This is a genomic window from Microvirga roseola, assembly GCF_020866965.1.
GTDB classification, from domain to species: domain Bacteria; phylum Pseudomonadota; class Alphaproteobacteria; order Rhizobiales; family Beijerinckiaceae; genus Microvirga; species Microvirga roseola.
The window spans coordinates 1-12,377 of record NZ_JAJATX010000044.1; the positions used below are offsets into that span (position 1 = coordinate 1).

12 protein-coding genes are annotated in these 12,377 nt (G+C 62.0%); 4 read left to right on the forward strand and 8 right to left on the reverse strand.

From position 1 onward, the window contains the following. The 8 genes from LG661_RS18610 to LG661_RS18640 form a co-directional block, all read right to left on the reverse strand. Nucleotides 1–402 (reverse strand): alpha/beta fold hydrolase (locus tag LG661_RS18610; protein ID WP_230533387.1); only part of this gene is annotated, 402 nt, incomplete at its 3' end. Between the two features lie 552 nt (nt 403–954). After that, entirely contained in the window at nt 955–2,448 is a 1,494-nt protein-coding gene (locus LG661_RS18615; protein WP_230533388.1) for a hypothetical protein, read from the reverse strand. 249 nt (nt 2,449–2,697) lie between these two features. After that, complete coding sequence (locus LG661_RS18620; protein ID WP_230533389.1) at nt 2,698–3,456, reverse strand: iron ABC transporter ATP-binding protein; 759 nt, start codon at nt 3,454–3,456, stop codon at nt 2,698–2,700. After that, nucleotides 3,453–4,415, reverse strand: coding sequence for an iron chelate uptake ABC transporter family permease subunit (locus tag LG661_RS18625; RefSeq protein ID WP_268995487.1), 963 nt, complete (start codon nt 4,413–4,415; stop codon nt 3,453–3,455). The genes LG661_RS18620 and LG661_RS18625 overlap by 4 nt, the downstream gene beginning before the upstream one ends. Continuing rightward, entirely contained in the window at nt 4,408–5,370 is a 963-nt protein-coding gene (locus LG661_RS18630) for an ABC transporter permease (RefSeq protein WP_230533390.1), read from the reverse strand. Before LG661_RS18630 ends, LG661_RS18625 begins: the two co-directional genes overlap by 8 nt. Before the next feature lie 68 nt (nt 5,371–5,438). Then, complete coding sequence (locus LG661_RS18635; protein WP_407666749.1) at nt 5,439–6,377, reverse strand: siderophore ABC transporter substrate-binding protein; 939 nt, start codon at nt 6,375–6,377, stop codon at nt 5,439–5,441. Nucleotides 6,378–6,455: 78 nt separating this feature from the next. Beyond that, entirely contained in the window at nt 6,456–6,842 is a 387-nt protein-coding gene (locus tag LG661_RS25475; protein WP_407666748.1) for a DUF2218 domain-containing protein, read from the reverse strand. Next, the gene (locus tag LG661_RS18640) at nt 6,766–8,730 is read right to left on the reverse strand and encodes a TonB-dependent receptor domain-containing protein (protein WP_230533392.1); all 1,965 of its coding nucleotides are present in this window, start codon (nt 8,728–8,730) and stop codon (nt 6,766–6,768) included. The genes LG661_RS25475 and LG661_RS18640 overlap by 77 nt, the downstream gene beginning before the upstream one ends. Before the next feature lie 319 nt (nt 8,731–9,049). Between LG661_RS18640 and LG661_RS18645 the strand changes: the two genes are divergently transcribed. From LG661_RS18645 to LG661_RS18660, 4 genes are all read left to right on the forward strand, one after another. Then, entirely contained in the window at nt 9,050–10,054 is a 1,005-nt protein-coding gene (locus tag LG661_RS18645) for a helix-turn-helix transcriptional regulator (RefSeq protein WP_230533393.1), read from the forward strand. An 80-nt stretch (nt 10,055–10,134) separates the two neighbouring features. After that, the gene (locus LG661_RS18650) at nt 10,135–10,677 is read left to right on the forward strand and encodes a DUF1440 domain-containing protein (RefSeq protein WP_230533394.1); all 543 of its coding nucleotides are present in this window, start codon (nt 10,135–10,137) and stop codon (nt 10,675–10,677) included. Nucleotides 10,678–10,845: 168 nt separating this feature from the next. Beyond that, nucleotides 10,846–11,358: a (2Fe-2S)-binding protein gene (locus tag LG661_RS18655; RefSeq protein WP_230533395.1), complete on the forward strand. Its 513-nt coding sequence runs from the start codon at nt 10,846–10,848 to the stop codon at nt 11,356–11,358. Beyond that, nucleotides 11,355–12,371, forward strand: coding sequence for an FAD binding domain-containing protein (locus LG661_RS18660; RefSeq protein ID WP_230533396.1), 1,017 nt, complete (start codon nt 11,355–11,357; stop codon nt 12,369–12,371). The genes LG661_RS18655 and LG661_RS18660 overlap by 4 nt, the downstream gene beginning before the upstream one ends. Nucleotides 12,372–12,377 lie beyond the last annotated feature (6 nt).

Genomic DNA, 12,377 nt, shown 5'->3' on the forward strand with positions numbered 1-12,377 from the left:
GAACCCTCCAACGTACTCGCCATCGTTGATGTAACGTGGTGACGGCCCAATGAGGACCAAACGGTCGAACCGCTCCGGCTCCCGTATGGCGGCCAGAACTCCGATCATGGCGCTGACCGAGTGGCCGACGAAGATTACGTCCTTCAGGTTCAGCTCAAGGCAGATCGCCAGCACGTCGTCAGCGTAACCATCGAGTGCGCCGTACCTTGTTTGGTCAAAGACAGAGCCATCCGACTGCCCGTGTCCCACATGATCGAAGAGGATGATCTTGTAGCGGTCCTCGAAGGCGGGGGTGATGAAGCGCCACATGTTCTGATCGCAGCCATAGCCATGGGCGAAGAGCATAGGCTGCTCCCCTTGGCCAATGACCTTGACATTGTGGCGTGTGAGAACAGCGGACATGGGCGCTCCGTGCAACCGAAGGACTGATGGTGGGGCGGTTCGCTGATGGTGTGAAGGTGAANGGTGAATTTTGCAGTTCAGGGGACCTATGTAAGCTCGTCGGTGCCTTCTTCAATGCACTAACTTGCTTGGACGCATCTTGATTGCCAAAGCGAGCGAAGCGCAGTACAACATCGCTGTTCAACAAAGTCACATAGTTCCCGGTAAAAATCTTTACACGACAATAGCTTAATTGCGCAAGGAGCTAGTCCTCTCCTGGGCACCATCTCTCTCCGAGAGAGTTGCTTTCTCAAGCGCTTAGCTTCCCGAACTTGCCCGTTGCCGGGGCCTGGATAAAAGATCCCGGGGTTTTGGGTTGTGCCTGATCCTTCCAGAAAACATAGGTAAGGCCGCCCACAGGCGGCCCTTCTTCCAGGGGCGAGAGCATTCCCATACGATTGCTGCGCCCGATTCGGTCGGCTTCAAGGGAACTCGCTTGCCGAAGATCTGAGCGGGCAGTCGCCTCATTTGAGTAAGGCTCCCGCCCGCTGCAGCTTTTTCCGCCCGCTGCCCTTAGATCACCAGCGCGTCGCCGACCTGGACGACGATCCTGTTCTGCGCCAGAAGAGTTCCATTCTCGGCATAGGCCTCGAGCACCACGTCGAACTCGCCCTGCCCGAAATCGTAGGGTTGGATCCCATCCTGTGTCGGATCGGCGTCGATCTGGCTCTTGATGAAGCCGAAGCCGATGTTCGACGAGCCCTGCACCAGTTTGCTGTAAATGGTGGTCGGGATCTCCACGAGGGTGACACCCTCAGACGCATCCGCATCGATCTTCAGCTTGAAGGTCAAGGCGTCGTCCGTGCCCTGCGGAAGGACCGTGGCGGCATAATCGAAGCTCCAATCGGCCCGATCGGCCTTGCCGGGAGAGGCTCCGGTGCTGACTTGGTAGTGAGCCACACCATCGACGACCGTCATGTTGCTCGGGCCGTAGTCGCCACCATTCGGGCCGAACTCCTTTGCCTTCAGGGCCAGCTCGACACCGGCGCCTTCATGGCGGACGATGCTGAAGGCATCATTGCTGTTGCCGGATCCGTAATACATTTGTTCGTCGGTGCCGTTGTTGTCCCGGTCCTCCGACGCGATTCCATCGACCTTGCCAAACGAGCGCTCGATATAGTCGGGGCGGTCCCACCCCTTGTCGTAGTCGAAGGCGCGAACCGCATCGTGCTTCGCGTTCCCGAAGCTTCCGTCATTGCCATCGAAGGTCGGACGAGATTCGTATTCGTCAGGGATGAGCGCCTTCAACTTGGCCAGGAGCGTCGGGTTGGACCCGAAGCGGTCATCAAGGGCCGGTCCCCAGAGATTGCCGAGCAGGTTGTCGTGCATCGACTGCGCACGCTCCGGCAATGCATCCACATCGCTGCCATCCGGGGAGAACTTCGCCACGAAATGCGTCAGCGGCTCGCCGCCGGCTTCGAGATATTCCACGTACTCGGCACCGAGGCGGACGAACGCCTCGTTGATCTCGGTGTTGTAGTAGGAGCCGCTGGTATAGGCGTCGTCCAGCAGATCCCACATGGTCTTGAAGTAGTCGGCCCTGCTGCCGTTGACCGTCTGGAGAGTGCCGCCGAAATCTATCTTCGACAGATCCACATTCGCCTCGACCGGCGCACCGATTATCGCCTCGGGAACGCTCACGCCATTGACGTTGAGATCGCCTGCGCCCGTGAAGGCATAGGACTTCCCGTCGAGAAGGGACGCGTGGATGTCCAGATTGGCGCCGGCATTCTTTAGGTCGAACGTCGTGACGGACTCCCATTCCGCCTTGGTCAGAACGGTCGTCGCGCCATCCGAGAAAACGATTCTCACCTTGCCGTTGGGGAGGAAGTCGAAGGAATAATCGCCTTGCCTGTTGAAAGTGAGGACGCCGTTTTTGAGCGATACCGGCTTATGCTCCTCGAACCTGTCGGCGAGCTTGTCGATGACGCGGTCGAGAGGGTTGCTGTCTGGGACGAACCGGTCGAGGAACGAGAGCGGTTTCAGCTTCACAGGTAAGAAAGGCATAGCTTCTCCTCTGATTAGGAGGAAAATCTATGCAGGAGAAGATTTCCCGTCAAGAAACCTTTAGATTTATTTAGTTATGTAACATATCATAAGTAATAGGGAATGGGCCGACCTCCGTGATCGGTACTAGACGGGCAACAACGTCTCACTCTTAAATGGATTTTCCATTGCAGTCGGCGAGATCCTCTCAGATCCCTATCGCTGTAGCTTCAGCGCGAAGCGACAAGTACAATGTTCTGAGCCGCCGCCTCAGATGTAGTAGCTCGAGATCCGGTATCCGCGCACGTCCTGGATCTCGACGTCCATGTCGTAGATGTCGCGGATGACATCCCGGGTCATGATCTCCTGCGGGGTGCCATGATGGAGCACGGCTCCGTCGCGCATGGCGATGATGGTATCCGAGTAGCAGGAGGCGAAGTTGATGTCGTGGAGGACGAGGACGACCGTCTTGCCGAGATCGTCGGCAGCCCGACGCAGCAGCTTCATCATGCCCACCGCATGCTTCATGTCGAGATTGTTCAAAGGCTCGTCGAAGAGGGCGTAGTCCGTGTCCTGGCAGAGCACCATGGCGACATAGGCCCGCTGGCGCTGCCCGCCGGACAGCTCGTCCAGATAGCGGTCGGCCAGGGCCTCCAGGCCGAGAAAGCCGATGGCCCGTGCCGCATGGGCGCGGTCCTCGGCCGTGAGGCGTCCCTTGGAGTAGGGATAGCGGCCGAACTCCACGAGATCCCGGACCGTGAGCCGCGAGGTGACCCGGTTCTCCTGCCGCAGAATGGACAGCCGCTTTGCGAGAATGTCCGACGGGGTTTGGGTCACGTCGAGGCCGTCGACGGTCACCGTTCCGGCGGTCATGGGAAGCAGGCGGCTGACCAGCGACAGCAGGGTCGACTTGCCGGCCCCGTTGGGCCCGATGATGGAGGTCACGCCCCCGCGCGGGATCCGCAACGACACGTCGCGTACGACGACGGTGTCCGCATAGGTCTTGCTGACATGGGCAATCTCGATCAACGGGCAATCCCTCGGATCAGGAGGACAAGGAAAAGGATCCCGCCCAGGAATTCGATGACGATGCTCAAGGCCGTATCGAAGGCGAAGACGCGCTCCAGGATGAGCTGGCCTCCCACGAGGCAGATGACGGCGAGCAGCGCCGCGACAGGCAGGATGAAGCGGTGCTTGTGGGTCCCGGCGACCTGATAGGCGAGGTTGGCGACCAGAAGACCGAAGAAGGTGACCGGTCCGACCAGCGCCGTGGAGACGGAGACGAGAACTGCCACCAGCACGAGCACCGTGGTCACGGCCCGGCCGTAGTCGAGGCCGAGATTGATGGCGGCGTCGCGCCCTAAGGCCAGCACGTCGTAAACGGGCACGAGCTGCCATGCGGCCAGTGAGGCGACTGCAACCATCCCGAACGAGACGAGGAGCAGGTCGCTCTCGACGCTGTTGAAGTTCGCGAAGAGGCGATCCTGCAGGATCGAGAATTCATTCGGGTCGATGATCCGCTGCATGAAGCTCGCCAGGCTGCGGAACAGGAGGCCGAAGACGATGCCGACCAGGACGAGGAGATGAAGGCTGCGGCTCGTGCCGGAGAAAAGCCAGCGATAGAGCAGCACGGCGAAGAGAACCATCGTCACCACTTCGAGCCCGAACAGCAGACGGGGATCCAGCGCCGTGAGCCTGGCCGATCCAAGGCTGAAGACGAGGCTGGTCTGGAGCAGGATGTAGAGGGAATCGAAGCCCATGATCGCGGGCGTCAGGATCCGGTTATGGCCCACCGTCTGGAACAGCACGGTGGACACGGCCACCGCATAGGCCGCCAGAACCATCGAAACCACTTTCATGCCGCGGAAGGGCAGGATGAAGTCCCAGCGGCCCCGGGCGTTCAGGGTCATGAACAGCACGATCACTCCCACCGCTATGGCGGTGAGGATCAGGAGGACGCGGATCGGTCTTGCCCTGGTCTCACGCAAAGCGGCCGCGCCCCTTGAACAGGAGGATGAGGAACAGGGCGCTTCCGACGATTCCCATGATCGTCCCGATGGGGATCTCATAAGGGTAGTACACCACGCGTCCGACGATGTCGCAGACCAGAACGAGGCCTGCTCCCATCATGGCGACCCAGGGCAGGGCGCGGCGCGTGCTGTCGCCGACCAGCAGGCTGACCACGTTCGGAACGATGAGGCCGAGAAAGTACATCATGCCGACGCTGACCACGATGGTGGCGGTGACCATGGACACGACGACGAGACCGAACGCGACGATCCTGCGGTACTTGAGACCCAGATTGGTGGTGAAGTCGCGCCCCATGCCGGCAAGCGTCAGCCGGTCGGCCGCGAGATAGGCCAGGATCATCAGCGCAAAGCCCACCCACAGCAACTCGTAGCGACCGCGCAGGACACTCGAGAAATCGCCGTTCGTCCAGGCGTTGAGCGACTGCATGAGGTTGAAGCGGTAGGCGAAGAAGTTCGCGACCGCGCCGATGATGCCGCCGAGCACGATGCCGACCAGCGGTACGATCAGGGGAGAGCGAAGGGGAACAAGTTTGAGGATGCGCAGGAACAGGGCGGTGCCTGCCAGCGCGAAGGCGGCGGCGACCAGCATCTTGCCGATGACCGGGACGTCCGGCGCGAGGAGCGTCACCGCCAGCAATCCGAGGCTCGCCGATTCGGCGGTGCCGGCGGTGGTGGGCTCGACATAGCGGTTCTGGGTCAGCAGCTGCATGATCATGCCCGCAACCGCCAGGGAGGAGCCGGCCAGGATCAGGGCCAGCGTTCTGGGAAGGCGGGATGCCAGCAGGACCTGAGCGGTGCCCTGCTCCTCTCGGAATAGGAGGAGGGAGGAGAGGGAAACGCTGCTGGCGCCGATCAGCAGACTGATCAGCGCCAGGGCCAGAATGGCGAAGGTGGCGAGGAGAAGGCGTTTCACGAGCGTTTCGGAGCGCGCGGGCGGGCCATGTCCTCGACAGAAGAATCGAGGCAGAACCCGACAGGCTCTTACTTCTTGGCGAGGGCCTGCCCGATCTGGTCGACGCTGGCCTGCAGGGCCGTCGCTCCACCGCCGACGAGGTACCAGTTCGCCGGATCGAGATAGACGACCTGACCCTTCTTCCACGCGGTGGTCTGGGCAACGAGGTCGTTGTCGAGAACCTGCTTCGCCGATCCGCCCGCCTGGCCGACAGCGGCGTCGCGGTCGAGAACGAAGAGCCAGTCCGGATTCGTTTTCAGGATGAACTCCGCCGAGATCGGCTGTCCATGGGTCGAGACAGCAAGGTCCTCGGCCGCGGGCGCGACGCCGAAGGCATCGTGGATGAGCCCGAAGCGCGAGCCCGGTCCATAGGCGCTCATCTTGCCGCCGGTGGTCAGGACGATCAGGCCCATGCCGGCGCGCTGCCCTGCCTGCCTGACATCCGCAATGGACTGCTCCAGCTTGGCGATCCTTGCCTCCGCCTCCGCTTCTTTACCGAAGATGCGGCCGAGGAGGCGGATATTCCGGATTGCGCTGCCCAGATAATCCTTCTGATCGATGGAGAGGTCGATCGTCGGCGCGATCTTCGAGAGCTCTGCATATTTCACGCGCGAGCGGTCGCCGACGATGATCAGGTCCGGCGCAGCGGCGTTGACTGCCTCATAGTTCGGCTCGAACAAGGTGCCGATCTTCTCATGCTGCCCGTACTTCGCGAGATGGGCGGGAAGAATTGTCTTCGGCACGCCGGAAACGGGAGCGCCGAGGGCATCCAGAATATCGAGCGCGGCCAGGTCGAAGGTCAGCACCTTTCCAGGATTGAGCTTGACCTGTGTCGTTCCCTGCGCATGGCGAGCCTCGATCGTTTGCGCCGATGCGGGGCCGGCCCATGCGGCCGGCGCGACAAGAAGGGCGGAAATCAGACCTGCGCGCAAGATGCGTGAGAACAACATAGTGCTTTCCAGTTTCAGAAAAGGGCGACGGCAATAGAACGTATCTCAACGGCATTTCAAGTAGATTTGCCGATAATGGTATCGCAAAGGCTAGTTTTACATTGGACTAATTCCAATCTGTTGCCGCATCCACGCGACATTGGGCTTTTCCCTGAATGCGAAACCTTCCAGATGCCGCTGAACGACATCCTGCACGCGCTCGAGCGAGGCCTCGTCGCACCCGCTGCACCGCAGGACGAGCTGTGTTTCATCGGCCTGCATTCGGCGTCTGCACATGAGCCTGGGAGCGCAGCATGTCTTTTGGTCTCCTGAAGCGAACAAGATTGCGGTAGGCCGTATGTCGTCGTGGCGGAGGAGAGAGGCGGCGCTGGCTGCCTCCCTCCTCGGTTTCTGCAGTCGGTGCAGGTCAGAACTTGAGGCTGGCCGACAGATAGAAGGAGCGTCCGGGCGAATAGACCGGTGTGACCGTCTCCGTCTGCGCATAGGTGCCTCGGCTGCAATACTCCTCGTCGAAGATGTTGCGCACGTCCGCTCTCAAGGTCAGTCCCTGGAAGACATGCTGGGTCGGCTTCCACTCGGCGAATGCGTTGAAGACGCTGTAGCCGTTGATCGGATAGAAGCCCGCAGCCCGAAGTGCCGGGTCGTCGACTTCGAGCGCGAACTCCGCCGATGCGCCGAGCGTCAGGCCATATTCCTGCCAGGTATAGGCGCCGCTCAGGGCGAAGATGTCGCCAACCGCAATGCCGTTGTTGTAGTCGCTCGGCAGCGCGATGCGGTTTCCATAGCGGATATCGGCATGGGTGTACTTGGCGCTGAGGAAGGCATTCTCCCAATCGTAGCGCAGTACGAGGTCGACGCCCTGGCTGCGGAGATTGTCCCCGTTGATGCGAACCGCATTGGCGAAGTCATAGGCAACCGGATCCAGCATCAGCGTATGGAAATACGCAGCCTCCGCCGAGAGGCCATGATAGGCGGCCAATCTGACTCCGGAGCGGAAGTTGTGAGCGGTCGTGGGCTCCAGATCGGCGGCATAGGTGTAGTTGCGCGCGTGGAAGAGCGCGGTTTCCGCGAGCTCGATCCCGCCGAAATTGTAGCTGTAGCCGCCAAAGACGCTGACGTGATCGGTCAGGAAGTATTCCGCCGACAGATTGGGGCTCAGGCCGCTGTTCTGGAAGGTGCGTCCGTCGACCGACTTGTACCATTGATGATCCACGCGCAGGCCGGTCGAGATGCGAAGGGGCTCGATGGGTTCAAGGCGCGCCTGGAGATGGGCGCCCACATTCGTGGATTCCTCGCGCACGTCGTCCGGGAAATAGAAGCGCTCCACGAAGGCGCGGGTGTTCACGAAATCGATGCCGGCCGTGAGGCTGCCCAGGCCGAAGCCGAAGGTGTTCTGGACCTTTCCGCCGATGCTCTTCGTGCTCGAGTTGAAGTCGCCGGACGGGCGCTCGTAGTACCCGCCCGGCCGCTCGAGGTCGTTCTGGTTGTAGTAGAACAGGACTTCCGGATTGTAGTAATCCGTCGGCTTCGTCATCAGGTAGCGGAACGTGGTCGTGAAGCGCCGCGCTTCGTTGTAGTTGAAGAGCGGGTTGACGAAGCCGAGATTGGGACGCAGGCGACGGAAGCCTTCATCGCGGATGTATTCCTGCGAAACCTGGAAACGGTGACCTTCCGGAGACTCGTAGGCGAGCTTTCCAAGGCCGCTGACGAGATCCGCCGCCGTTCCCAATTCCTCCTTGCCGGCGCCGTTCCGGTAATCCTGGCCCTCCTCCTTGGAGAGGATGCCGAGAACCTCGAAGCCGTTGTGAACGGCGTAGCCCGCTCCGGTCGCGTTGGTGGTGCGGGAGTTGGTGTCGAAGCCGGTCGAAAGAAAGCCGCCATAGGTACGGCCGGGCAGAACCAAATCGATGGCGTCCTTGGTCTCGAACTTGACCGTGCCGCCGAGCGCGCCGGGACCTGCATCCGCCGGCGAGACCGCCGAGTCGACGCGTACGGCCTTCAGGAACAGCGGATTGATGATGAGGTTGCCGTTATGGTGCCAGACATTGCTCTTCTGCTGGGCGCCATCGATCTGGACGTTCAGCTTGTTCTGATCGATGCCGTGGAGATAGAACTTCTGGGAGGCGGTGCTGCCGCCGGCCACCGCGATGGCGGGGTCGCTCTCGAAGAGCTGCTTGAGGTCGCGCGGGTTCTCGCGCTCGATCTCTTCCGCCTTCACGACCACATCGCTGGTCGGGTCCTTCTTGGCGCCTTCGACCGTAATCGGATCGAGTGGGATCGCTTCCTGCGCCATCGCCGGCTGCGCCTGGCAGAGAAGCAGGAGGGGTAAGCTCATTGCTGAGCAGAGAAGCGAGAACTTGAACTTTACCATGGCGAGCCCCGGCCCATTGTTGGAGGTTGCGGCGCAGGCCTTGTGTTGTTCCGGACAGAAAGGAGACGTCCGGCCTCGCGCCGATCGAGTGGGGCTGAGTTACCGTCTTTCAGATCAGCGGGCCAGAATGAATACTTTTGCCGGGAAGCAAAGTTCGTTTTGTGCAGCGTCAAAGAGGCCTTTATCCGGACGTTCGGCTTTGACGGATTGTTTAGATCCTTTCCAAAAAGCCAGTAATCGCTGTTTTAAAGTCTTCTAATCTGCTGCTTGTATTATCTTTCTCCTTGAGAAAGCGGAGAGCAGCTATTAACGGTGAGGCATGAATTCACATCAGCAGCCCTGGAACAGAGCAATCAGCCGCGCCGATCTGGCCGCGCTGACCGGCTACCGGCATGATCACTTCAGGTTTCTCGAGCCGACAGGCCCCTCGGAGACCGAGACGGTGCTGAGAGGCGACGTCCGCCACCTCCGCTTCCGTTCCGGTCTGGCGATGCACTGTTCCGACACGCTGGATGTCTGCAACCTGACGACCCAGGTGGTCCAGGAGGCCGGGACGTCGTTCTTCCTGTTCCTCGAGGGAACGGTGGACGTGAGGCTGGGTGATCGCTCCTTCACGCTGGGTGCGCCCGACGGCGCAAGGGGAAGGCAGCCTCTTCAAGGCACGATCATCAACTGCGCGGAGCGGGACGTTCTGACCCGGATGTCCGCCAAAGGGTGGCGCATCCGCAATGTGGTCGTCACCCTGCCGCAGGACTGGTGCGACACCGAACCGGATCTCGGCTCCGCCGACGAGAGAATCCTCCGGCGCTTTTGCGCCACGCATCTGGCCTCCGCGTCCTGGACGCCGTCTCCCCGGATCGTGTCCCTGGCCGAGCAGATCCTGCGGCCGCCGCCCTATCAGGAGCTCCTTCAGCGCCTCTATATCGAGAGCCTTTCCCTCGAAATCGCCGGCGAAGCTCTGTCCTGCCTCGCATCGGAGGCCGGCCCGCAGCAGACCGCCCTTCGCACGAGGGACTACGAGCGCCTCCGCGCCATCGCGGAGCAGCTGAGTTCGGGCGGCTCCCTGCCTGGTTCCATCGAAGAGATTGCGCGCGATGCCGGCATGAGCAGTTCGTCCCTTCAGCGGCTCTTCCGGGCGGCCTTCGGGATAACGGTCTACGAGTTCATCCGGAGCGCCAGGCTGGACGAGGCGCGACGCCTTCTCATGCAGGACGGCGTCAGCGTCAGCGAGGCCGCCTACCGGGCGGGATATTCCAGCGCAGCCAATTTCGCGACAGCCTTCAAGCGCCGCTTCGGCATATCGCCCAAGCACGTCAGGGCATAATCTGCCGGACCAGACCTGGAACTGGAAACAGAACCGCCGCGCCTGCGTTTTGCCCGGACGTGCAGATTCGGGAAAACTCCATGGCAGGCTTCAGGGACCGAGATCAGCTTTCGACCGGCGACATGGTACGGGGCCTCGCCGCGGGTCTCGTGGCGGGAATCGTCGCATCCTATGCGATGAACGCTTTCCAATCGGCGGTCAGCCGCCTCGGCGAGGACTCGAAGTCCAGGAAGCCGAAGAGGAAGACACAGGGCTATGACGAGTCCGACCCGGCCACGACAAAGGCCGCGGCCTTGATGTCCGAGCGGGTCTTCCGCCACCGCCTCTCCCCGCGCCAGAAGGAGATAGCCGGCCCCGCCGTGCATTACACGACCGGCGCGGCGCTGGGTGGCCTCTATGGCGCTGCAGCCGAATTTGCGCCTCAGGTCACTGCCGGGGCGGGTCTGCCGTTCGGAGCAGCCGTGGCCGCGGTTCTGGATGAAGGCATCGTGCCGGCCGCCGGGCTGTCCGGCCCGCCCTGGGAATCGCCTCCCTCGAGCCATCTCTATGCGCTGGGCTCTCATCTCGTCTTCGGCCTGACGGCGGAGGCGGTCCGCCGCGGCGCGCGCAGTCTTCTCCCCTGACCGCTGCCGGTCGAGATCAGGAACCTAGACCGGCATGGACCGTTAGCAGACGTTTGCTGTTGCATTTCCTGTCCGTGTTCTGCCCAGCCGCGCAGCCGCGGCCCTCTGCGTCCCAGACTGCGATGAACCCTGCCGGAACCGACCGGACTCGCCCCGAAGGAGGTTCGATTGAACGCAAGCCGCAAAGGCTCCTCCAAGCTTGAGACTGTTCCCGTCACCCTCACCGTCAATGGCGAGACCAAGCGCCTTGAGGTCCTGCCCTGGACGATTCTGCTCGATCTCCTGCGCGATCATCTCAAGCTGTCGGGGACCAAGAAGGGCTGCGATCACGGACAGTGCGGAGCCTGCACCGTGCTGGTCGACGGCAGGCGGCTCAATTCCTGCATGGCCTTCGCCGTCATGAAGGACGGAGCGCAGATCACGACTGTCGAAGGGTTGGCCCGCAATGGCGACCTTCATCCTCTGCAGCAGGCTTTCATCGATCACGACGCCTTTCAGTGCGGCTACTGCACTCCCGGCCAGATCTGCTCGGGCGTCGGTCTGATCGAGGAGGGACGGGCGCACACACGCGACGAGATCCGCGAATACATGAGCGGCAATATCTGCCGCTGCGGGGCCTACACCAACATCGTCGACGCCATCGAGCAGGTCATCGGGGCTGATGCGGAGGCTGGACGATGAACCGCTTCTCCTATCTTCGCGCCACGAGCATCGACGAGGCCATGCGCGAAGCGGCAGCCGACCCGACCGCGCGCTTCATCGCAGGCGGCACCAATCTCATCGACCTGATGAAGTACAATGTGGAGCGGCCGACAAGGCTCATCGACATCACGCGCCTGCCCCTGAACGGGATCGAGGAAACCGAGAGCGGCGGCCTTCGGCTCGGCGCCCTTGTCACCAACGACGAGACGGCCTTCGATTCCCGCATCCAGGACCGGTATCCCCTTCTCGCCAGCGCAATCCAGGCCGGAGCCTCGCCGCAGCTGCGCAATGCGGCCACGACCGGCGGCAATCTCCTGCAGCGGACCCGCTGCTACTACTTTTACGACCCGGAGACTCCCTGCAACAAGCGCGAGCCCGGCACGGGTTGCCCGGCGGCCTTCGGGCGCAACCGAATCCATGCGATTCTTGGCACGAGCGACCATTGCATCGCGACGCATCCCTCCGACATGGCCGTCGCCATGGCGGCTCTGCAGGCCATCGTTCACGTCAGGGGTCCCGGTGGAGAGCGGGCCATCCCGATTGCCGATTTCCACCGTCTTCCCGGCGAGCATCCCGAGATCGACAACACCATGCTGCATGGGGAGATCATTACCTCCGTCGAGCTCCCGCCTGACGGTTTCAGCCGGAACTACACCTACCTGAAGCTGCGCGACCGGCTCTCCTATGCCTTTGCGCTCGTCTCGGTAGCAGCTGCGCTGCGCATGGAGAACGGGACTATCGCGCAGGCAAGGCTCGCTCTCGGCGGCGTCGCCCACAAGCCCTGGCGTGATCCGGCAGCGGAAGCCATGCTCCAGGGCCAGCCGGCAACGGAGGACAGGTTCCGGGCCGTGGCCGACCACATCCTGAAGGATGCGAGAGGCTATCAGGACAACGCCTTCAAGATCGATCTGGCGCGGCGCGCCATCGTCACGGCGCTCTCGCAGGCGGCCTCGGGCACGCCGCAATCCCAGATCGACAAACGAATCCAGTAAGGGTGC